The organism is Neokomagataea thailandica NBRC 106555, from assembly GCF_001598495.1.
Lineage (GTDB): Bacteria > Pseudomonadota > Alphaproteobacteria > Acetobacterales > Acetobacteraceae > Gluconobacter > Gluconobacter thailandicus_A.
In genome coordinates this window covers 119,405-140,572 of record NZ_BCZB01000004.1, presented here as the reverse complement: position 1 = coordinate 140,572, position 21,168 = coordinate 119,405, and the positions used below count along the sequence as shown (strand labels likewise).

The following is a 21,168-nucleotide window of genomic DNA, read 5'->3' as shown; positions in this document are numbered from 1 at the left end:
TACAATTACTCCATGCCGGGCTTCGCTGCACAGCTCAGCGATCATGACATTGCTGAAGTACTCAACTGGCTGATCGAACGCGGGAACACAAAGCCCGCCCCACAGATCACTGACGCTGAAATCGCTGCAGCACGGAGCCACCCCGGCACGCCCACAAGTAGCTTCAAACTCCGTACAACCCTTGATCAGACACATCCCATTCCCTGATCCCTTTCACCAAGGCAACACACCGCATGAAACGCGTCTTTTCTGGCATCCAGCCAACCGGCATCCCTCACCTTGGCAATTACCTCGGCGCCATCCGCAACTGGGCCACTCTCCAAGCGGATCATGACTGCGTGTTTTGCCTTGTCGATATGCACTCCCTCACCATGCCGTGGGAGCCTGAGACCCTACGCCAGCAAACCCTTGGCTCTGCCGCCTGCCTCCTCGCTGCCGGGATCGAGCCAACACGCCTCTACAACCAATCGGCTGTCAGCGCCCATGCGCGCCTTGGCTGGATCTTTAACTGCGTGTCACGCCTCGGCTGGCTCAACCGCATGACACAATTTAAGGACAAGGCCGGTAAAAACCGCGAAAACCACTCTGCGGGTCTTTATGTTTACCCCAACCTCATGGCCGCCGATATTCTCGCATTCCACGCCACGCGCGTTCCTGTCGGGGATGATCAACGCCAACATATCGAACTCGCTAACGATATCGCGCAAAAGTTCAACCATGACATGGGTACAGATTTCTTCCCCGAAATCGAAGCCTTCATTCCACCTGCCGCCGCCCGCGTGATGAGCTTGCGTGATGGCACAAAAAAAATGTCCAAGTCTGACCCGTCCGAGCAAAGCCGCATCACGCTGACAGACACACCAGACGAAATCGCGCTCAAAATCCGCCGCGCACGCACAGATTCTGAAGCACTCCCCTCTGAAGCTGCTGGCTTAGATGGGCGCGCTGAAGCCCGTAACCTCGTCTCTATCTATGCTGCTATGGCCGATGAAAGCATCGACGCTACCCTCCAACGCTTTGGCGGCGAAGGCTTTGGCCCCTTCAAAACAGCCTTAGCTGACCTACTCGTCGAAAGCCTGGGCCCCGTCGCCCTCGAAACGCGCCGCCTATTGGAGAATGAAGACCACCTTCTCAACGTCTTACGCCAAGGCGCAGACCGCGCCCGCAGCATCTCAGAACCCATCGTGCAAGAAGCCGAACGCCTTGTTGGTTTCCTACGCTAAAGCTGGAATACATTAGTCCTACACACCATGCTCTAGAGTTTTTGCCCAACTCTAGAGCATAGTTTTTCGATAAACGATCAGCATACGAACACTTCAAACCTGAAGCAATTCGCATATCTCACCCTTAAGTTTTTAAGGGTTTTTGGGTTCTTTTCTGCAAAAAAGAACGCCCTAACCTCTCAACGCACTCCTCCCTTCAGGATGCGTCTAGAAGATCAATAATCTCACGCGCAGCCGCTTCTGATGGTGTCCCATGCGTGGGTGCTAAACGTGCCAACACATCTGCAAAAGCCTCACGCTGCGCCGCCACAGCCTCTTCATCAGACAACAGTACAGAGACCATCTCCGCCAATTTCTCCGGCGTACAATTCTCTTGCAGCAATTCAGGCACAACCTCTCGGCCAGCAAGCAAATTCACCATCGCGACATACGGCACTTTAATCAAACGACGAGCAAAAAATGCCGTTAACGGGTTAACCCGATACGTCACCGCCATCGGCACTTTGCCCATCGCCAATTCTAACGTCGATGTTCCCGATTTCGTCAACGCACAAGAAGCCGCCGCAAAAGCATCATGCTTATCATGCACATCCGTCACAATAACCGGTTGCACAGGCCATTTACGGATCATACTCCGCACCACCGGCGCCATAACGGGAGCCAGCGGAATCACGGGACAAACATTCGGATGTTTTTTCCGCAGAATATCCAACATCTTGCGGAACACAGGCAAAAGGCGCGGCACCTCTGAACGGCGGCTCCCCGGCATCAACACCACAATCGGTGCATCTTCCGGAATCGCATGACGCATCCGAAAACGCTCGGCCACCCCTTCCTTCACACCCGACTGCAATACCGGATGTCCGACAAAACGGGCCTCTAACCCGCGAGCCGCATACCAATCGGATTCAAACGGCAGCAAACACAACATCCGATCCCATAGACCGGGGAATTTTTTGACGCGCTTAGCCCGCCATGCCCATGCTTGCGGCGCAACATAATGCACGCGTTTGGTGCCAATATGGTCAATACGCTTCAACAGTCGCAGGGCAAAACCCGGACTATCAATCGTAATCACCATATCCGGCTTACGCAGTTCAATATCCTGCACCGCTTCCAGCATACGCTGCGATAATTGCCGCATACGAGGCAGCACTTCCACGAGCCCCATCACGGCCAAGTCCCGCATCGGGAACAAGCTGCGCAGGCCAAGCGCCTCCATACGGCCCCCGCCAACACCCGCAAACACCAAATCCGGGTCCTGCGCGTGCAGTGCAACCATTAAGCGCGCACCGATCACATCGCCACTGGCTTCACCCGCCAAAAGCCATATGACCCGGCCATGCGCCTCTTCATGGCCGGGTGGATGGAAAAAGCTATCTGGCATGTTTCATTCCCCCAGCCCCGATGAGGCGCTCTCCAATAAAGCGTTAACGACGCAATGTTGCGCCCGTTGCTTTCTCAACAGCCGCTTCCACCGCTTGAGACACGGCCTCAATCTGCGTGTCTGTTAGGCTTTCCGTCTGAGGCTGTAAAATCACTTCTACACCCAAAGAGCGATAGCCCTCTGGCAGCGAACCACCTTCGAATACATCAAACAAGCGGACATCTTGAATAAGCTTCCGCTCCGCATTACGTGCAGCACGCAACACAGCCTGGGCTTCAACGTCTGGCCCCGCTAAGAAGGCAAAATCACGCCGTACCGGCTGCAATACTGACAAGGCTGGAGCGGCTTTGCGCTTCACTTTTGGCTGCGGGATTTGATCCAACAAAACCTCAAAAGCCACAACGCTACCACTCAAGCCCAATGCTTTCACAACAGCCGGATGCAGTTCACCAAAACGCCCCAAAACCAATTTCGGCCCTTGGCGCACCTGCCCCGAACGACCCGGATGGTAGTAAGAAGGCGCATCCGCCGTAACCGACAAAGATGCATCCGGCACACCCAAAGCAGCCAACACCGCAACGAGATCCGCTTTGACATCCCACACACTTGGCTCTTGAGCCTTCTGCCCCGGCGCACGCGCACTCAAACCACCACGGATACCAGCAAGAACCGTTTTCTGACCGGCCGCATCAAAGACCGGCCCCAGTTCAAACAACGCCCCATCACCAGAAACCGCCAGGCCACGTGCAACATTACGCCCTAACGCACGCCCCAGATTAATCAGCGGCGTTGCACGCAACTGATCCAGATCCGTTGCAATCGGGTTGAGCAAACGCAAAGCTTCAGGCGCATCGCCAAACAAGACCGCATCATCATACGCGACGAAGGAGAAGCCAACCGTCTCCATCAACCCACGCGCCGCACAGACGCGGCGGAGCAACGCCTTACGTGCTTGCAAGCCATTCACAGCAGGCGCCGGTACCATGCTCACCTGCGGCAGTGCCTGTGGCTGCACATTATCCAAACCGTATAAACGCAGCACTTCTTCCAAAAGGTCACATTCCGGCTCAATGCGCTGTACGCTTTCTGTCAAAGCGGCCTTTTTCGCATCATCCAGACCATCACGAAACGCCAGATTTTCACACGGCATCGCAATATCATTGCGCCATGATGGAACGCGGAATGTCACCCGCGCATCATCACTCTGCACAATTTCGAAACCCAGACCGACCAAAGACTGCACAGCCGCGTCGGGTGCAATATCAACACCACCCAACGCTGCCAAGCGTTCAAAACGTAACGTCGCTTCACGGCCCCAATTTGGCTCTGCACCTGCTTCAACAACGGCACCAGGCGTGCCACCACACAACTGGACAATCAGATTTGTCGCGGCGTCCAAGCCGGGGCGCACCAAGGCTTGGTCCACACCACGCTCAAAACGTTGACGCGCATCCGTATGAATCGCCAGACGACGCCCCGTCAGCGCAATCCGTACAGCATCAAACAACGCAGATTCCACGAACACATCAACGGTGTTCTCATCCACACCACTTGCTTTACCGCCGATCAGCCCCGCCAGAGACTGCACACCGGCATCATCAGCAATGACCATATCCTCAGTTCCAAGGACATACTCACCATCATCCAAGCCCGTGAATGTCTCATGCGCAGCATGAGTCACGCTCAGCGTATCACCTGACAATTTGGCCAGATCAAACACATGCAGCGGCCGCCCAATGTCATAGGCGAGATAGTTCGTGACATCGACCAGAGCCGAAACTGGCTTAACGCCCACCGCTTCCAAGCGCTTACGCAGCCATTCGGGGCTGGGGCCATTCTTCACACCACGGATCACACGACCAGCAACCTGCGTACAGCCCGCATGATCAATCTTCCAACTCAGCGGCGCATCATCGCTAACTTTTTCGCCATAGAATCTCGGCATGCGCCACAAGACCGCATCGTTATCACCCCGTATCTTTTCAAACGCCCAGTCACGATCACCCCACTGACATAGCGTACCAAGACCCGCAGCGGCTAAGTCACGCGCAATCCCACGGATACCCAACGCATCACCACGATTCGGCGTAATCGCAATCTCAATGACTGGATCATCCAAATCCGCATAAGCAGCATAAGCCTGCCCCAAGGGAGCTGTTTCTGGCAGTTCCGCGATGCCATCGCTTTCTTCGCCAATGCCCAATTCACGCAATGAGCACAGCATGCCACCACTCGCCTGGCCGCGAATCTTACCCTTCTTAATGGTAATATCGAGACCCGGTACATACGTCCCTGGCGGCGCAAAAATAACATTCAGGCCCGTACGCGCATTCGGCGCGCCACACACCACCTGAACTTCCTCGAAACCTTCGCCAGCCGCCACACGGCATACCTGCAAACGGTCAGCATCTGGATGGCGCGTAGCCTCCAAAATCTTTGCCGTCCGAAAGCCGCTCAAACGCTGCGCGGGGTTATCCACCCCTTCGACCTCAAGGCCGATTTCGTTCAGACGCTTGCACACATCCTCAACAGAAGCCGTAAAGTCCAGATGCTCACGGAGCCAAGAAAGGGAAAACTTCATCTCACACACCCTCCGTCAAATTGGCCGGAGCAAAAGCTGAAAAACCATAGTGACGCAGCCAGCGCAGGTCACTCTCATAGAATGAACGTAGATCCGGGATACCATTCTTCAGCATCGCCAGACGTTCAATCCCCATCCCGAAGGCAAAACCCTGCCACTCCGCCGGATCCAAGCCACAATTGGCCAGAACGCGCGGGTGAACCATACCGGCACCCAGCACTTCCAACCAATCGCTTCCGCCACCAATCTCGCCTGTCGCCTTAGACCAACCGATATCAACTTCCATGGACGGCTCAGTGAACGGGAAATACGATGCACGAAAGCGCACTGGCAGGTTAGGCTTATCAAAATAAACCCGCAAAAACTCAATCAGACAGCCTTTGAGATGCCCAAGCGTAATATTGCGGTCAACGACCAAGCCTTCACATTGATGGAACATCGGTGAATGGGTCGCATCATGATCAGCACGATACGTCCGCCCCGGCGCAATAATGCGGATTGGCGGCTTATTGCCCAGCATCGTGCGAATCTGCACGCCTGATGTCTGCGTCCGCAATACGCGCGGCTCTTCTACGCCATCTTCTGCCGGCAGATAAAACGTATCATGTTCTGTCCGAGCGGGATGATGATCCGGCGTATTCAAGGCTGAGAAGTTATGCCACTGGCTTTCAACATCCGGCCCTTCAGCAACCGTAAAGCCCATCGCACCAAAAATAGCCGTCATTTCTTCAACGGTACGGCTAATCGGATGGATTCCTCCCAGAACCTCTTCCGGTGCTGGCATCGTGACGTCTATTTTCTCAGAGGCCAAACGCGCGGCAAGAGCTTCCGCCTCTAACGCCTGCCCACGGGCTTCAATCGCTGCGCCCAACTCATCACGCAGGCGGTTCAGCGCTTGGCCACGCGCCTTACGTTCATCCGGCGCCAAACGCCCTAATTGCTTTAAAAGCCCAGTCAACGCGCCAGATTTACCCAGCGTCCCAACCCGAACAGCATCCCATGCCGTACGATCCTGAGCAGCCTCCAGTGCCGCTAGAGTGTCCTGCTTTAACGTCTCAAGATCGTCTGCCATCACGCCAATGCCTCAAACATGATACAGGGCCGATCCTTTCAAACCAGAACCGACCGCACAAATAAAAAACGGGCTGCCCTGATAACAGGACAGCCCGCCGGTCGCTACCCCCCGAGAGGGGCAGTTATCCGTTAAAAGCTCAAGCAGCCAGAGCAGCTTGTGCCTTCTTAACGATTTCTGCGAAAGCAGCGGAATCATCAAAAGCAATAGCAGCAAGAACCTTACGGTCGATCTCGATGCCAGCCTTATCCAGACCGTTGATGAACTTGCTGTACGTCAGACCGTGTTCACGAACAGCAGCGTTAATACGCTGAATCCAGAGTGCACGGAAATCACGCTTCTTGTTGCGACGGTCACGATACGCATAGCGCAGCGCTTTCTCGACGCGCTCAAGCGCAATCCGGTAGTTCGTGGAGGAACGGCCCCGGTAACCCTTAGCAAGGTCCAGAACTTTCTTATGACGGGCGTGCGTTGTTACGCCCCGTTTAACACGTGCCATCTTACCTTATCTCCTCACGAAAGCCCGTAGGGCGCCCACTGCTTCACGGTCTTTGCATCCATGTCTGTCATGGTCTGCGGGCCACGATTGGTGCGCTTCATCTTTTGCGAACGGTTGATAAGGCCATGGCGCTTGTTGCCTGGGCCGCACATCACTTTGCCGGTCGCGGTGATTTTGAACCGCTTCTTGACCGACGACTTGGTCTTCATCTTGGGCATTTCGGTCTCCCTCGCCGTAAACGTTGGCCCCAAAAGCAGACAAGACATCCACTTATAGAGGGGCACAGCACGGCCGGGCATGCCACAATATGGCCCGGTCGCGTGCGAGAAGCGGGGTGCTTACCTCATTTTATTCAAGAAAACAAGAGAAATACACTTCTATCCCGCGCATAAAAATAAGCGGAGCTGTCGTAGCGCAAAATACAAAGGAGATTTTCTCATATCGGATTTAGAAACTTCACAACCTCGTGAACATGAAGCACCAACGAGTGCTTGACCCTGAACCCAGATCATGTGCTTTCTCCACAATGTGAGTGCTGGACCCAAAACAGCTACCTAGGAAAATCATGAGCACGACATCAAAACGAGGGCTCTGGACCCTCATAACAGCGGCCGTGTTCGCGCTTTGCGGCGCGTTCTTGGCTATTGGCGGCGCGATTGACGTCGCCCATAACGGCCCACTGTATTATCTTATTTTCGGCCTCGCCCTTCTGGGGACGGCAATTTTAGCATGGCGCCAAAATCAGGCAGCTTTGTGGCTATACGCTGCAACAGTTCTCGGCACATTGATCTGGGCATTGTCCCTCGTCGGTCTCGACCTGTGGGCATTGATCCCCGCGCTTGACGTTCTGCTGATTCTGGCGGTTTGGCTCCTGCTGCCATTCGTATCACGCCAGCTCGGCGCAACACGTGCATCCACAGTCCCTCTCGCAGGCGCAACCGGCCTTGCCATTTTGGCTCTGCTGGCTTCTCTGTTCACAGACCCGCACGATATTAGCGGCAACCTGTCCAAAGAAATTGCCAACGCAGCTCCGAGCGACCCGGAAGGCGTGCCTGACAGCGAGTGGCATGCTTATGGCCGTACAGGTGCTGGTGACCGCTGGTCCCCGCTGAAGCAGATCAACTCTGAGAATGTCCACAACCTGAAGGTTGCATGGCACATTCACACAAAAGATCTGATGACAGCCAATGATCCGGGTGAAACGGTTAACGAAGCGACACCGCTCGAATTCGATAACACGCTTTACCTCTGCTCAACGCACCAAAAGCTGTTTGCTGTTGATGCTGCTACCGGCAACGTTAAATGGGTCTATGACCCGAAGCTGCAAATCAACCCTGGCTTCCAGCACATGGCATGCCGTGGCGTCAGCTTCCACCAAACACCTGCTAATGCTGTTGATAGCGATGGCAACCCAGCACCAACCGATTGCGCAAAACGCATCATCCTGCCCGTCAATGACGGCCGCTTGATCGAAGTTGACGCGCAAACCGGCCAAAAGTGCACAGGCTTTGGCAATAACGGTGAAATTGAACTCCGCACGCCAAACCAGCCTTACACCACACCAGGTCAGTACGAACCAACGTCTCCGCCTGTCGTAACCGACCGTATCATCGTCGCGAACAGCGCGGTGACCGATAACGGTTCCGTCAAGCAAGCTTCTGGCGCGACACAAGGTTTTGACGTTTACACAGGTAAGCGCGTTTGGGTCTTCGATGCATCGAACCCTGACCCGAACCAGATGCCTGACGCTGACCACCCAACGTTCCACCCGAATTCTCCGAATTCTTGGAGCGTCTCGTCCTACGACAAAAACCTGAACCTCGTTTACATCCCAATGGGCGTTGGTACGCCTGACCAATGGGGTGGCGATCGTACTCAGTACTCTGAGCGTTATGCGCCAGGCGTCATCGCTCTGAACGCAGATACAGGCAAGCTCGCTTGGTTCTACCAAACCGTGCACCATGACCTGTGGGACATGGATCTTCCTTCCCAGATGAGCCTTGTCGATATCACCCAAAAGGACGGAACTCTTGTTCCTGCCATCTATGCGCCAGCAAAGACGGGTGACATCTTCGTTCTGGACCGTCGTACAGGTAAGGAAATCGTTCCTGCACCAGAAACAAAGGTTCCAGGCGGCGCCGCACCGGGTGACCACACCAGCCCAACGCAGCCAGAATCTCAGTTGACCCTACGCCCAAAGAACCCACTGTCAGATGCTGACATCTGGGGCGGCACTGTGTTCGACCAAATGTTCTGCAGCATTTACTTCCATTCGCTGCGTTACGACGGTCCGTTCACGCCTCCATCAACGCAAGGCACATTGGTCTTCCCAGGTGACCTCGGCATGTTCGAATGGGGCGGTCTTTCTGTAGACCCGCAACGTCAGGTTGCTTTCGCAAACCCGATCTCCCTGCCATTCGTCTCGCGCCTTGTCCCACGCGGCCCAGGCAACCCGCTCTGGCCTGAAAAGGAAGAAAAGGGCACAGGCGGCGAAACAGGCCTGCAGCACAATTACGGCATCCCGTTCGCTGTTGATCTGCACCCCTTCATGGACCCAGTATTGCTGCCACTCGGCATCAAGATGCCTTGCCGCACGCCACCTTGGGGCATGGTTGCTGGTATCGACCTGCGCACAAACAAAGTGGTTTACGAGCACCGCAACGGTACACTGCGTGACTCCATGTATGGCAGTTCCGTCCCTGTTCCGTTGCCGCCAATCAAGATCGGTGTACCGAGCCTTGGTGGCCCGCTCTCAACCGCTGGTAACGTCGCATTCCTCACCAGCACCATGGACTACTACATCCGCGCCTATAACCTGACGAACGGCCAGGTTCTGTGGCAGGACCGCCTCCCAGCAGGTGGGCAGTCCACACCAATGACCTATGCCGTCAATGGTAAGCAGTATGTCCTCACCTATGCAGGCGGCCATAACTCCTTCCCAACGCGTATGGGTGATGACCTCATCGCCTACACCTTGCAATAATCACTACGATTAATGCTCGGACACGGAAAGGGGCACCTTCGGGTGCCCCTTTTTTGTTGACCAATGCCTCAAAACGTCCTCGCTTAGTCACATTCCATTACGGACGACATTGAGAGCAACATGATGAGAAGAAAAGCTTATTTCCTTATCTGCACATTAAGCGCCTGCGCGCTCATGCCGCACCTCTACGCAGATGAGCCCTCCACAATCAGCAACTTCAAAACACACCTCATAGCGCCCCTATATCCACCATCAGAGCTGCTCCTCCACCGGAACGGCACCGCAGATATCACCTGCCATTTACGAGAAAACGGCTTGGCCGAAAGCTGTCAGATTGACCAAGCAACCTCACCGGCGTTCGGACAATCATCCCTCTATGCAGCCATAAATTCTATCATGCTGCCCAATTTTGAGGACAACCACCCCATTCCCACCACACGGCACCAGCATTACGTTTTCCAAAGACACTGGCCTGATGCCTCCAGCCCTATCATTGATACGTCACACCCCTACCATCCCTCATACCCACCAACAGCAGAAGAAGCGCATCTTGGCGGCACAGTAAAAGTGCATTGCACCATTGACCCTATGGGGATCGCTCATGATTGCGAAGCAACTGGTGGCCCTGAAATTCTACGTCAAACAGCGCTCGGATATTTTACAACCGCGCGGTATATCCCCGCTCTACAAGACGGCAATCCAATTACCCACAGCTACTCCGGCTCCATGACATGGCGCAGCGACAATAATGACGAAGACCCTTTCAAAAGCCACTAACCTTGTCTCATCCACTCCATCACGTCATAATCATGCCGCATCTGAGGGGTACCAATCATGGAACCCTTTGAAGACCGGAGAAAAATAATGATCCGCAAATATACCGTTGCTGCGCTCGCTCTCCTCGCACTGGGCGGCCAGGTCGCTCATGCTAAGCCATGCCGCGATAAAGCTGGTAAGTTCACAAAATGTGAAACGGTCAAAAAAGCTCCATGCCGTGACAAAGCCGGCAAGTTTGCCAAGTGCTCCAGCACAACGGCAAAAGAAGCCGTAAGCAACAGCACAGACGCGGCAAAGTCTTCCGTCTCTGCTCAAGCAGCTTCCGCTAAATCTGCTGTTTCTGCACAAGCTGATTCCGCTAAGGCAGCTATCTCAGCACAAGCTGACTCTGCTAAATCTGCGATCTCCGACAAAGCCTCTGCTGCAAAAGCCGCAGTTTCCGCCAAGGCTGATTCCGCTGTTTCTTCTGCGAAAGACGCAGCATCTAACATCAAGGCTCCTTCCATCACGGCGCCTAAAATTTCTGCGCCAAGCATCGGCCTGCCTCACTAAAGGCCAAATAAAAAGCCCTGTCAGATCAAACCGACAGGGCTTTTTTTAACAACCTCACAAACAACAGTTTACGCCGCGTTACGCGCCGCACGCTGCCGAATGGCTTGGGCCATAGCCTCAACCCCATTCCCGCGATTTGTAGACAGCGCTTTCACCAGCCCCAAATCGTGCAAAAAAACCGGCTCCGTTTGCAAAATATCTGCACTTGTACGCCCCGAATAAACCCGCAACAGCAACGCGACTAACCCCTGCACAATAGCCGCATCAGACGCCCCAGCGAAAAATAGAGCACCCTCTTCTTCCTTGGCCTCTAACCAGACTTGGCTCTGGCACCCCGGCACACGATGGCTATCATCCTGCCACTCTTGCGGGAATGCCGGCAGCTTGCGCCCCATTTCAATAATGTACTGATACCGTTCCATCCAATCATCAAACATATCCAGTTCAGCGCGAATTTCTTCAATCGCATCTACTGCATTCTCTTCCGGCGGCCGGTAAAAGACATCACTCACAATCAATACCTCTTCTCTTTGTTCGCAGAGCATTCCGAACTTACATCGCCCCAACAGCGCATATCTACAACCATACGCTGCTTATTTCCTCACCACAGCACCATGCAGCAAAGCTTTACGCCGCTGCCAAAAGCCGCCGCAAAGCACGCTGTAAATTTTCACGCCCGAAAGGTTTCGGTAATAGTGCTGTCCCATCCGGCAAAGCATCTTCATGACTATACCCGCTCACGAACAACACCTTCAAACCCGGCTGTAGCGCAGATAAAGCGGCTGCACTGCTCACACCATCCTGATCCGGCATACGCATATCAATAACGGCAACATCAAATGCCGCCCGTTTCACATGCTCCACCGCCTCACTCAATGTCACAGCAACAGCAACGTCACAGCCATCTTGTTTTAAAAAACCAGACGTCACACGTAAGACCGTGGCGTCATCATCCAACACCAACACACGCAAACCACGCTTCGGCCCGACCTCTAAGTCTACAGTCTCCTGCTCGGACCGCACCATAGGTAGCACCAACGTCATCCGCGTCCCTTGGCCCGGCGTACTGTCAATTTCCACATCCCCATGACACTGCCGCACAAAACCATAAACACTCGACAGCCCAAGTCCCGTACCTTTACCAACCGGCTTCGTTGTAAAGAAAGGATCAAAAACCCGCGCCACCACTTCGGGTGACATGCCCTCACCCTCATCTTGAACATCGATGGCGATTGCCTGCTCTCGCTCACATTCTGACGGCAATCCATCCCGACAACACGCCACGGCACGCACAGAAATACGCACCACGCCACCACGCGGCATCGCATCGCGCGCATTCACACATAAATTCAACAATGCCATCTCAAGCTGGCCAGGATCTGTCCATATTGCAGGAAAATCCTCCGGCACAGGCACCACGTCTAAAGACGCGCTAACACCACCGCTAACCTTCAACCCCTGCGCCAAAATGAAGCGCAAGCCATCCAAAAATGAACCAATCGCCACAGCTTCTAACCGCGCCACTTGCGGGCGCCCAAACTGCAAAAGCCGCTTCGTAATCACAGCTCCACGCTGAACAGAACCGCGCGCATTTTCCAATAGCCCCTGCGCCTCAGGCCCAATCTCTACCAAATCCTCTAACAATTCTAACGAACCAGCAATCGCCCCCAAAAGATTATTAAAGTCATGAGCGATACCACCAGCCAAAGTCCCTAAAGCTTGCAACTTATCCGTCTGCCGCAAACGGTTTTCCATCATAACGCGCGATGTCACATCCCGGTCCAAAATCACCTGCCACGCATCCTCCGGCGGCACATCCTGCGGCCACGCCAAAGCGGAACGTGAAATTTCATGCCAGCGCTGCGCAGCCTCGCCTTGCCCGGCGGGCAATGGCTCTACAACCAACCGTTCCTCGTACCGTGAATGCCGTACAGCCTCCCGCATTTCTTCCAAATCACGATGCAAAGCCGGTACAAAATGAGCCGCTTCTTCACGCCCACTCTCCGCAGAACCATCGCGCCGATTACTCCGAATGCAGTGCCCATCTGCCGTCGTAAACGCCAACCCTACGGGAGAAGATTCCATAAGCCCCCGCAGCAGCGCCTGTTCTGTTTTTAAAGCACGCTGCGCAAGACTATTTTCCGTGACTTCACGCACCAAAGAGCGCAGCCCTTCTTCTTCCCAAGGCTTATGCGCATAGCCCTGAATATGCCCTTGGTTCAAAGCCGAAACCACTGCATCCAAATCCGCATACCCTGTCAGCAAAAGGCTACGCGCATCCGAAACCTGGCTCGCCCGATATAGCAGTTCATCCCCATTCAAACCCGGCATACGCTGATCTGAAATAATAGTCGCAATATCAGTACGTTCTGAGAGAAGCTTTAACGCGTATTGCGGGTCTGTCGTGGCGATAATATCGTATTCTTCATCCAGTAAATCCTCCAACGCAACGAGGATTTCCTCTTCATCATCCACCAACAAAACCGTGGGCCGCTCAACCAGCTTAGGCGACCAAATCGTCATACCGTACGTCCTTCAGCAGACAGCCCTTCAGGCGTTTCATGCACCGGCATACTTAACCGGAAGCATGCGCCAAGACCTCGGCCACCCGCCAGATGAGCATCCTCAATATCAATCGTTCCGTTATGCGCCTGCATCACACTGTAAGCAATCGCCAAGCCTAACCCCGTTCCCGTACCAACGGGCTTGGTCGTAAAGAATGGATCAAAGACACGCGCCCGAATATCTTCCGGCAAGCCGGGACCATCATCCTTGACCCATATTTCATAACGCCCAGCATCCAGACGTGACCCAATCACAATACGCCCCTGCGGCACACCATCCACGGCGCCCTCACGCAAAGCATCAGCCGCATTAGAGATCACGTTCATCACCCCTTGGTTCAAAAAAGCAGGCTGACAAATCAATCGTGACGGAGCCTGCAAATCTTTCTCCACAACAACATCATGCCCAATTTTATGCGCCAAAAGATCCAGAGCCGTCTCTAGTGCAACAGGCACATCAATGGACTGAAAAGCCCCCTCATCCAAATGAGAAAAGCGCCGTAAACGCTGCACCAAGTTTTGAATACGCTGTAGCCCTACCTTCATGGATTCTAAGCGTTTTGTCGCCTTTCCGCGCAAACGGCTGGCATCATCCGGATCCTGCGTGCGCTCTAACCCCATAATGACCCGTGCCACCGTGTCCGCATGGGCGATGGTAAACGCCAGCGGATTATTGATTTCATGCGCAATACCCGCCACCAATTCCCCGAGCGATGCCATCTTCGCGGTCTGCACCAACTTGGCCTGCGTCTGGATCAACTGATCATTTGCGCGCGCCAACTCCATATTCGCTTGCGCCAAAGCCTCTGCCATTTCAGCCTTGCCACGCGTTGCCTCTAGAATAAGGGCACTTTGCTGACGTTCAATTTCTTGCTGCCGGAAATCATCCTGCGCCATCCGCCGCTGCGCCAAGGTCCGAATGCGCATCGCCAACGCTTCACGCGCGATATCACTCGGGACGAGATCATCAATCCCCCCCTCAAAAAACCCAACCGCTGATTGATCGCGAAAGCGCTCCGTAGCAATGACGCCCAACGTCCGAAACGGCACTCCTCCACCGGCCAGTACGGCTTGCCGCCGTACATCCAACAAGCGGCAGAAGTTCAAGTCCTCTTCATGCCCCTCCAGCTCGAGCACCAGACAATCAGGGCTATCCGCCCCTTGCAGCCAACTCCCTTCGATCAAATTGTCCGAGCGCTCAATCGTCGTAACGGTATGGCCGTCACGCCATAACAGCTCACCCAAACTCGGCCCACTTGGCTCAATCCGCCCCTCTACATCGTCCTCTTCCCCCACAGGAAGCTGAACAATAACAATACGCGCCTTACGTAGACCGTCTCCTCGCGGCAGATCAGGCCCTTCACGCAACAAAGCCCGCAAACGCAGCACCATAAGGTCCGGATGGGCCGATTTAGAAATATACGCATCCGCCCCACTCTGAAGCCCCTCACGCTCCAGAACGGAAGACGCATCCCCTGTCAGCATAAGAATCGGAATAGAACGCGTATTCGGGTCCAAATGAAGACTACGTGCCAGCTGACTACTCGTCATGCCCACCAGCGCACTCGCCATCACCACAAGGTCTGGCCGCACCTCCCCAATAACGGAAAGCGCCTCCTCTCCATTCTCAACAATAGTAACGTCAAACTCATGTTGTTTGAGTACATCACCAATATGTTGAGCATCTGCGCGCAAAGGATCAACCAGTACAACACGCGTCAACGCCGCCTCCCCGGCGATGGCATCATCCCCCATAGCCCGCGCCACTGCTTGCACTTCTTCACGCATCAATGCTTCAAACGACGAATCCATTATAGCGCCCCCTCCAACACTCTCAGGCGCCCAATACACCCTTACGTTACGGAAAATTTGCATTACCCGCCTTCAACCGCTACTTCCGTTGCAGACGTCCATCCGCATGCGGAAGGGCAGAGCCTAACGTCCATCTTTGGATCAGTGAAAGCCGTATCTATGGACATGACGCCCTCCCAGAACTCCCAAACCAACCATGCAGGTGATCGCCTCTCGAGTGCCTCGTTCCATGCAACGGCCTCAAACAGCGCGATGATCCGCACCACAGTTTGGTCAGTCTGCCATTTTGCCTTCTATCTCGCACAGCAGATTGCAGAACTGCTCGCGCCATTGTTACTGATCATCGGGATCGGATGGTATCTGCTGCCGCATATCGTAGGGGCAATCACCACATCTGCCGCCAATGCAGACCCTCAAGCACGTGACATCATGAATCACGTTGCAGGGACAATCCCTAGCCAACTGGTCCTAAACGGCCATGTCATGACGCCCGGTGGCCTTATCTTTGATGGCATCCTCCTTATGGGCCTCGCTGCCATTGGCGCCACACTCTCAGCGCTTTCTGCGCGCAATATGTGATACGCCACCTGATAGGGCCGCGTTCTTAACGCTTCCCTATCAGGCTGTGTGCAAAACATTATGCATCATATGCTGAACTGGCCCGGCATAATGATACCACGCAAGCCCCCCCAGCCCACACACACATAAGACACTAACTGCCCAAGCCGCCGTCCATGCACGTTGGCTGCCCAGAGTTTTTTTCTCTTCTGAAACCCGCGCTGCTGAACGCTGCCACGGCGTTTCAGACGCTCCATGAAAAGATAAACCACGCCGAACCTCTGGCTCTGGCTCTGGCTCTGGCTCTGGCTCTGGCTCTGGCTCTGGCTCTGGCTTCGCAGTAGGCATATCCAGCGCCTCTTGCATAGGCTCAGCCCCTGCCAGCACAGCATCAAAACGCTCCTGAACATCAGAAACATGCCTTGCGCTGTGGCCCGCCTCAAGAGAAGACACACCACGCGCCTCAACGGCTGGCGCTGCCCAAGCATGCTGACAAAAACCACAACGCACCGTGCGCGCGGCTTTTAAACGCTGCTCTGACACCTCAAAAACGGCGTAACAGCTCAAGCACTCAATGCGCATTGATCTCTCATCCCAATTCGTCAATCCAAAAACAAAACTTTAACCACTTAATCGTCTTATTCATACGCAATGAGTGGATGAAGACATAGGTTTTACCTATCCAACCTAACATATACTCGTTATTTTAACGTAAACGGCGAGGCAACAACTGTCATGTTCTTTCCATGATCCATCTTAACAACGTGACCCTATCACGCCAGGGAACACGCGGCTTCGCCCTCCGTGACCTTAACTTTTCTCTCCCACGCAGCAGCTTCTCATGGCTCGTTGGCCCTTCCGGTGCCGGGAAATCAAGCCTTCTTGAGCTCTTATCGCTCAATACCCTCCCGTCACACGGACACATGACCCTGCTGGAAACACGCATAGACAACGCATCTCGCTCTACCTTGCGCCATTTACGCAGGCGGATCGGCTTTATTCCGCAAAACTACCGCCTCATTCCGGAGTGGAGCGTTTTTGACAACACGGCTCTTCCTCTTCGCCTTCACAAGCACCGCGAAGCAGATATCCGCCGTGAAGTACATGCCATCCTTCATTGGCTCGGCCTGCCCCAGCATATAGACGCTTTTCCGCCGCAACTCTCAGGCGGAGAACAGCAACGCGTAGCCATCGCCCGCGCCCTCATAGGCCGCCCTGCATTGCTCATCGCAGATGAACCAACCCACGCCTTGGGGGAAGATCAAGCACACCTCCTGCTCGACGCCATGCAGCAGCTTGTGTCACTAGGTACCACCGTGATCGTTGCCACGCATAGCCGTACCCTTATGCGCTCATACCCTGCACCGACACTCACCTTAAACAATGGCTCCCTCATGCACCAAGAGGGCACATTATGAGCAAGCGCCTCGCCCCGAGCTTCCAATCACGAAGCCTCCCGCTTTTATGCGCATTCATGACCGTACTGGCGGGCCTCGCCCTAGCAGGCCTGTCTGGCCTTCAAACACTCGAACATATCTGGGCACAAGAAACACCCAACACCGCCACGATTGAATTGCCACCAGACCTCCCCGATCTAAACCAGCAAGCACAGGCACTGTTAGAACTGCTCAACCAGACCAGTGGCGTTTTACATGTGCACCAATTTTCTTCTGAAGAAACACAAACGCTCTTGGCCCCTTGGCTGGATCAAGGCCGCACTGAGGGCCATACTGACAGCCCCCCCCAAATCCCACCAACCTCCTTACCTCTCATAATAACCGCAGAGCACACCGCCAGCCTATCACTCGCACCACTCATCGCCACCCACACTCCAAGCGCTGTCGTCGAAGAAAACAGCCATTGGACAGAACGCCTCCATACCCTCATCAGCACACTCACCTCTTGCGCTGAACTCATCCTCGCCATCACCCTCGGCACAACATCCCTCACAACAGCCATCGTTATTCGGCGCGCCGTCACCACACAACGCACCAACCTGACCATTCTGCACAGCTTAGGCTCATTCCCCCTAACACTGGCCAACCGCATGGCACTCCACGCAGCAGCGCTCGCCCTCATTGGTAGCGTTTTCGGCCTCATACTCCTTGCCCCAACCCTCGCAACATTAGCCCATGCGCTCAGTCCATTACTCCTCTCATCATCCAGCCCCGCCGCCGATGGTCCTGCTTTTTTCACCCTAGAAAACTATACGAGCCTTTTCTCGCCGCATTTTTGGACTATCTTTGCATTACCGCTCATGTGCAGCGCTATCGCTTGGGCCACAACACAATGCGTCATCCTTATCTGGCTGCGGCGCCTTCCCTAAACAGGCTACAATGACAACCGCCCTCCGCCTACTCTGCTGCCTACTGCTCCTATTAGGAGCAGGTTTTCTTGTTTTCGTAGCGGATTCCTGTCGCCCGCCCCCCTCACATCTCCCACAAGCAGATGCCATTATCGCTCTCACCGGCGGCGAAAAGCGGGTTAATACCGCTATTGACCTACTGCGCTCAGGCTATGCCCCCATCTTGCTCGTGTCCGGCGTAGGCCCTCATGTCACACTCCAAAAACTCATCGCTGCACCGGGCGTACACCAGCCAGATTTGCCACCAGAACTCTCAGAAAAAATCATTCTCGGCCGCCGTGCCTACACCACCATCGGTAATGCCCATGAAACGGCTGAATGGGCACATGCTCAACATGCACAGCACCTCATACTCGTCACAGCAGGCTATCATATACGTCGCGCAACGATTGAACTCCAACGCACCGCCCCAGACCTGCTCATCACCCCCTATCCCGTACAGCCCGCCGCCCTCCACAGTCTCCTCTCCCGTTCATCCTTTCGACTGCTAGTGCGTGAATATCTCAAATTTTTAGGCGCCGAATGTAGCCTGCTCACAGGCCTTCCCGACGGAAAAGACGGCCTACGCCACGCCCTAAAAGATGCACCATCCCCACCACACACGACACAATAATCCCCTTGCCTCTCACGGTATTTTCTGGTCAGGACATGTTTATGCTTACGTTCCTGCGCGGCCTCGCCTTTAACCTCTACCTCTTCTGGCTAACCCTCATTATGGGTATTGGCGCCATACCCATACGCCTACTTAAGCGAGACGCGCTGGCCTTACGCTATGCCCAACTATGGTCACGCGCCGTATTGCGCGGCCTCAGCACCATCTGCAACATTCGTATTGCCATCCACGGCGCAGAGCACGTGAACCACCAAGGCCCACTTCTCATTGCATCCCAGCACCAGTCATTTTTTGATGGCTTTATCTGGATGAGCCTTACAGATAAGCCCTCCTATATTATTAAACAGGAGCTCACACGCATCCCACTCGTCGGCCCTATGCTGAAGCTCAGTGGCATGATTCCCGTAGAACGTAGCGCTGGCACAAGCGCCATGCGTTCCATGCTCAAAGCCGTCAACACGGCCCATGAACATAAGCGCCAAGTCGTTATCTTTCCTGAAGGCACGCGTACCAACCCCGGCGAACGCCACGCCATTCAGCCCGGTATTGTCGCCCTTGCTCGCCAAAGCACGGCTCCGATTTTACCTGTCGCCACAGATTCCGGCTACTGCTGGCCTAAAAACCCATGGCAAAAAGTCTCTGGCACAATTACCGTTGCAATTGGCCCCGCGCTCCCTCGAAAGACAGACCGTAAAGCGCTCGTCGCCTCTTTGGATAAGGCATGGGATGACCTGTGCGCAAAGCATCAAATCCCGCGTGATTCTGTGAATAACTCTGGGGATTGATGCAAGATCAATCCCTTACTTGAAACATACCCCAAAATAGCTGTTGCCAAAATTCAACACACCCAACAAAGAGCACACACTATAAAAATACATAGTTTTCAAAGTCTTAATTCTTCAATCTTGACCTTCAACGCCTCCCATAACCGATCTACACATTACTGAAACACTCTCTTCAACCCACTGACCTCATGGGGATAATTTTCATGAACCACCAAGAAAACGCGCACACATAACGCCGTGAAATACGCAAAAAACATAGTAAACCATTCAAAAAGACAGCGTATTACTCTTTATACATTCATATTCACTATTGCGCTCATTATTCTTGGAGATACCGTTTGCTGGCTCCTCGCCCAGCACACACTCTCCATACAAGCAGAGAATCTCATACAAAACGCCACACAAGCAGGCTGGCATATTGAACATGCACCTCCATACGCAGGCGAGTGGCCTTTTGGTGCGACACTCACCTTCCCCATCATCCACGCCACATATCAAACATCGGATAAAACGCTCACTCTCGTGTGGCATGGTGAGGGCGCACAACTCGGCGCATACTGGCCAGCATTTATACGCCACCCACATGCTCTACATCTCATCGGCAACCACGCAGCCCGCGCCCTTCTAAACAACCAAAGCGTCACGCTTCTCACCCGTGACGCAACTCTAACCCCAAGCGATTCAAACACACATCTCGCCTTTTCTGCCCCCATTCTTTCCATAGGCATCAATGCATCCAATTTTACACATAGCATCACCAGTACTGCCCCAAAGCTGACCTTGATGCTGCCGGGTACAACGCCTCCTCTGACCTTCGGTGTGATGGTCGAATCCCCTGCCATCCTCACCGACAGCGCAAGCTTTTCGCGGCTCACACATGTTTCTTTGGCTGTCACCAGCACAGCTCCCTCCGCACATGACGCCTTATACAACAGCAACATCCGCCTGCCCCTCGCCTCCATGACCATCACCACCCCAATAGGCAACATCCCCTTTACTGCCGCCGGAACACTACAGCGCCCGAGCATGAATGGCAGCTTTACCCTCACTTTCCCTCACTGGCGACAAACAGCCCAAAATCTCACGGCAGCAGAACACCCTTTTCTTGATCCTGCATTGCAACAAAAACTACACACTTTCTTTTTCACCCCCCCACCCAACACCAACCTCGCGGAAAACCCACTTTCATTCCAGCTCCGCATCCTGAACGGTCAGCTAGAACCCAATTTTCCTGAATTTTTCCGCCAAATCAGCACACGAAAAATTGACGCTACCAACGAGGGAGAGTAAACGACCTCTCATAGTTTTGATTTGGATCAAATCTCCTTGATGCTTGGGCCTGCTTCTCCCTTCGGGGTGAGGTTCCCGGCTCACCGACCACGCGGAGTCCGTTGTGT

The 21,168-nt window shown here is 54.2% G+C and carries 19 protein-coding genes and 1 pseudogene; 11 read left to right on the top strand and 9 right to left on the bottom strand.

What is annotated here, in order from left to right; genetic code table 11:
- Both NTH01S_RS11845 and trpS read left to right on the top strand, forming a co-directional pair.
- Nucleotides 1-207: pseudogene (locus NTH01S_RS11845) on the top strand (c-type cytochrome); the annotation flags it as partial.
- A gap of 26 nt (nucleotides 208-233) precedes the next feature.
- The gene (gene trpS, locus NTH01S_RS02780) at nucleotides 234-1,223 is read left to right on the top strand and encodes a tryptophan--tRNA ligase (RefSeq protein ID WP_068169090.1); all 990 of its coding nucleotides are present in this window, start codon (nucleotides 234-236) and stop codon (nucleotides 1,221-1,223) included.
- Nucleotides 1,224-1,419: 196 nt separating this feature from the next.
- Here trpS and lpxB read toward each other — a convergent pair whose 3' ends face one another.
- The 5 genes from lpxB to rpmI all read right to left on the bottom strand — a co-directional run bounded on the left by lpxB (nucleotide 1,420) and on the right by rpmI (nucleotide 6,980).
- Nucleotides 1,420-2,610, bottom strand: a complete 1,191-nt coding sequence (gene lpxB / locus NTH01S_RS02775; RefSeq protein WP_068169088.1) for a lipid-A-disaccharide synthase — start codon at nucleotides 2,608-2,610, stop codon at nucleotides 1,420-1,422.
- A 43-nt stretch (nucleotides 2,611-2,653) separates the two neighbouring features.
- A complete protein-coding gene (pheT, locus tag NTH01S_RS02770; RefSeq protein WP_068169085.1) occupies nucleotides 2,654-5,191 on the bottom strand; it encodes a phenylalanine--tRNA ligase subunit beta in 2,538 nt (845 codons plus the stop codon).
- 1 nt (nucleotide 5,192) lies between these two features.
- The gene (gene pheS / locus NTH01S_RS02765; protein ID WP_068169082.1) at nucleotides 5,193-6,263 is read right to left on the bottom strand and encodes a phenylalanine--tRNA ligase subunit alpha; all 1,071 of its coding nucleotides are present in this window, start codon (nucleotides 6,261-6,263) and stop codon (nucleotides 5,193-5,195) included.
- 139 nt (nucleotides 6,264-6,402) lie between these two features.
- Nucleotides 6,403-6,762 (bottom strand): 50S ribosomal protein L20, encoded by a 360-nt coding sequence (rplT, locus tag NTH01S_RS02760; RefSeq protein ID WP_068169079.1) that lies wholly within the window; start codon nucleotides 6,760-6,762, stop codon nucleotides 6,403-6,405.
- 14 nt (nucleotides 6,763-6,776) lie between these two features.
- Nucleotides 6,777-6,980 carry a 50S ribosomal protein L35 gene (rpmI, locus tag NTH01S_RS02755; RefSeq protein ID WP_068169076.1) on the bottom strand — a complete coding sequence of 68 codons (204 nt, stop codon included), beginning with the start codon at nucleotides 6,978-6,980 and terminating at the stop codon, nucleotides 6,777-6,779.
- Between the two features lie 347 nt (nucleotides 6,981-7,327).
- On the opposite strand from rpmI, the gene NTH01S_RS02750 reads away from it, so the two are divergent.
- The 3 genes from NTH01S_RS02750 to NTH01S_RS12035 all read left to right on the top strand — a co-directional run bounded on the left by NTH01S_RS02750 (nucleotide 7,328) and on the right by NTH01S_RS12035 (nucleotide 11,074).
- A complete protein-coding gene (locus NTH01S_RS02750) occupies nucleotides 7,328-9,745 on the top strand; it encodes a glucose/quinate/shikimate family membrane-bound PQQ-dependent dehydrogenase (protein WP_068169073.1) in 2,418 nt (805 codons plus the stop codon).
- 120 nt (nucleotides 9,746-9,865) lie between these two features.
- Nucleotides 9,866-10,522 (top strand): energy transducer TonB, encoded by a 657-nt coding sequence (locus tag NTH01S_RS02745; RefSeq protein WP_068169070.1) that lies wholly within the window; start codon nucleotides 9,866-9,868, stop codon nucleotides 10,520-10,522.
- Nucleotides 10,523-10,609: 87 nt separating this feature from the next.
- Nucleotides 10,610-11,074, top strand: a complete 465-nt coding sequence (locus tag NTH01S_RS12035) for a hypothetical protein (protein ID WP_174523597.1) — start codon at nucleotides 10,610-10,612, stop codon at nucleotides 11,072-11,074.
- Nucleotides 11,075-11,142: 68 nt separating this feature from the next.
- On the opposite strand, the gene NTH01S_RS02735 is transcribed toward NTH01S_RS12035, so the two are convergent.
- The 3 genes from NTH01S_RS02735 to NTH01S_RS02725 all read right to left on the bottom strand — a co-directional run bounded on the left by NTH01S_RS02735 (nucleotide 11,143) and on the right by NTH01S_RS02725 (nucleotide 15,393).
- Complete coding sequence (locus NTH01S_RS02735) at nucleotides 11,143-11,586, bottom strand: SufE family protein (RefSeq protein WP_084366900.1); 444 nt, start codon at nucleotides 11,584-11,586, stop codon at nucleotides 11,143-11,145.
- Nucleotides 11,587-11,701: 115 nt separating this feature from the next.
- Nucleotides 11,702-13,597 carry an ATP-binding response regulator gene (locus NTH01S_RS02730; RefSeq protein ID WP_068169066.1) on the bottom strand — a complete coding sequence of 632 codons (1,896 nt, stop codon included), beginning with the start codon at nucleotides 13,595-13,597 and terminating at the stop codon, nucleotides 11,702-11,704.
- The gene (locus tag NTH01S_RS02725; RefSeq protein WP_068169124.1) at nucleotides 13,594-15,393 is read right to left on the bottom strand and encodes an ATP-binding protein; all 1,800 of its coding nucleotides are present in this window, start codon (nucleotides 15,391-15,393) and stop codon (nucleotides 13,594-13,596) included. Before NTH01S_RS02725 ends, NTH01S_RS02730 begins: the two co-directional genes overlap by 4 nt.
- 216 nt (nucleotides 15,394-15,609) lie before the next feature.
- On the opposite strand from NTH01S_RS02725, the gene NTH01S_RS02720 reads away from it, so the two are divergent.
- Nucleotides 15,610-16,029, top strand: a complete 420-nt coding sequence (locus NTH01S_RS02720; protein ID WP_068169063.1) for a hypothetical protein — start codon at nucleotides 15,610-15,612, stop codon at nucleotides 16,027-16,029.
- Nucleotides 16,030-16,068: 39 nt separating this feature from the next.
- On the opposite strand, the gene NTH01S_RS02715 is transcribed toward NTH01S_RS02720, so the two are convergent.
- On the bottom strand, nucleotides 16,069-16,590 hold the full coding sequence (locus NTH01S_RS02715; protein ID WP_068169060.1) for a zinc-ribbon domain-containing protein: 522 nt from the start codon (nucleotides 16,588-16,590) through the stop codon (nucleotides 16,069-16,071).
- A gap of 164 nt (nucleotides 16,591-16,754) precedes the next feature.
- On the opposite strand from NTH01S_RS02715, the gene NTH01S_RS02710 reads away from it, so the two are divergent.
- The 5 genes from NTH01S_RS02710 to NTH01S_RS02690 all read left to right on the top strand — a co-directional run bounded on the left by NTH01S_RS02710 (nucleotide 16,755) and on the right by NTH01S_RS02690 (nucleotide 21,061).
- Nucleotides 16,755-17,426 (top strand): cell division ATP-binding protein FtsE, encoded by a 672-nt coding sequence (locus NTH01S_RS02710; RefSeq protein ID WP_068169057.1) that lies wholly within the window; start codon nucleotides 16,755-16,757, stop codon nucleotides 17,424-17,426.
- Nucleotides 17,423-18,334, top strand: coding sequence for a cell division FtsX domain-containing protein (locus tag NTH01S_RS02705; protein ID WP_068169053.1), 912 nt, complete (start codon nucleotides 17,423-17,425; stop codon nucleotides 18,332-18,334). Before NTH01S_RS02710 ends, NTH01S_RS02705 begins: the two co-directional genes overlap by 4 nt.
- 10 nt (nucleotides 18,335-18,344) lie before the next feature.
- A complete protein-coding gene (locus tag NTH01S_RS02700) occupies nucleotides 18,345-18,986 on the top strand; it encodes a YdcF family protein (RefSeq protein ID WP_068169051.1) in 642 nt (213 codons plus the stop codon).
- A 41-nt stretch (nucleotides 18,987-19,027) separates the two neighbouring features.
- Complete coding sequence (locus NTH01S_RS02695; protein ID WP_068169048.1) at nucleotides 19,028-19,771, top strand: lysophospholipid acyltransferase family protein; 744 nt, start codon at nucleotides 19,028-19,030, stop codon at nucleotides 19,769-19,771.
- Between the two features lie 237 nt (nucleotides 19,772-20,008).
- Nucleotides 20,009-21,061 (top strand): hypothetical protein, encoded by a 1,053-nt coding sequence (locus NTH01S_RS02690; RefSeq protein ID WP_068169046.1) that lies wholly within the window; start codon nucleotides 20,009-20,011, stop codon nucleotides 21,059-21,061.
- The last annotated feature ends 107 nt before the right edge of the window (nucleotides 21,062-21,168 follow it).

What these genes read in the sequence shown, in the direction of transcription:
- NTH01S_RS02750 (WP_068169073.1), top strand. Translation starts at nt 7,328, where the DNA reads ATGAGCACGACATCAAAACGAGGGCTCTGGACCCTCATAACAGCGGCC.
- NTH01S_RS02745 (WP_068169070.1), top strand. Translation starts at nt 9,866, where the DNA reads ATGATGAGAAGAAAAGCTTATTTCCTTATCTGCACATTAAGCGCCTGC.
- NTH01S_RS02710 (WP_068169057.1), top strand. Translation starts at nt 16,755, where the DNA reads ATGATCCATCTTAACAACGTGACCCTATCACGCCAGGGAACACGCGGC.
- NTH01S_RS02700 (WP_068169051.1), top strand. Translation starts at nt 18,345, where the DNA reads ATGACAACCGCCCTCCGCCTACTCTGCTGCCTACTGCTCCTATTAGGA.
- lpxB (WP_068169088.1), bottom strand. Translation starts at nt 2,610, where the DNA reads ATGCCAGATAGCTTTTTCCATCCACCCGGCCATGAAGAGGCGCATGGC.
- NTH01S_RS02725 (WP_068169124.1), bottom strand. Translation starts at nt 15,393, where the DNA reads ATGGGGGATGATGCCATCGCCGGGGAGGCGGCGTTGACGCGTGTTGTA.
- NTH01S_RS02715 (WP_068169060.1), bottom strand. Translation starts at nt 16,590, where the DNA reads ATGCGCATTGAGTGCTTGAGCTGTTACGCCGTTTTTGAGGTGTCAGAG.
- rplT (WP_068169079.1), bottom strand. Translation starts at nt 6,762, where the DNA reads ATGGCACGTGTTAAACGGGGCGTAACAACGCACGCCCGTCATAAGAAA.
- rpmI (WP_068169076.1), bottom strand. Translation starts at nt 6,980, where the DNA reads ATGCCCAAGATGAAGACCAAGTCGTCGGTCAAGAAGCGGTTCAAAATC.
- pheS (WP_068169082.1), bottom strand. Translation starts at nt 6,263, where the DNA reads ATGGCAGACGATCTTGAGACGTTAAAGCAGGACACTCTAGCGGCACTG.
- trpS (WP_068169090.1), top strand. Translation starts at nt 234, where the DNA reads ATGAAACGCGTCTTTTCTGGCATCCAGCCAACCGGCATCCCTCACCTT.
- NTH01S_RS02720 (WP_068169063.1), top strand. Translation starts at nt 15,610, where the DNA reads ATGGACATGACGCCCTCCCAGAACTCCCAAACCAACCATGCAGGTGAT.
- NTH01S_RS12035 (WP_174523597.1), top strand. Translation starts at nt 10,610, where the DNA reads ATGATCCGCAAATATACCGTTGCTGCGCTCGCTCTCCTCGCACTGGGC.
- pheT (WP_068169085.1), bottom strand. Translation starts at nt 5,191, where the DNA reads ATGAAGTTTTCCCTTTCTTGGCTCCGTGAGCATCTGGACTTTACGGCT.
- NTH01S_RS02730 (WP_068169066.1), bottom strand. Translation starts at nt 13,597, where the DNA reads ATGACGATTTGGTCGCCTAAGCTGGTTGAGCGGCCCACGGTTTTGTTG.
- NTH01S_RS02705 (WP_068169053.1), top strand. Translation starts at nt 17,423, where the DNA reads ATGAGCAAGCGCCTCGCCCCGAGCTTCCAATCACGAAGCCTCCCGCTT.
- NTH01S_RS02695 (WP_068169048.1), top strand. Translation starts at nt 19,028, where the DNA reads ATGCTTACGTTCCTGCGCGGCCTCGCCTTTAACCTCTACCTCTTCTGG.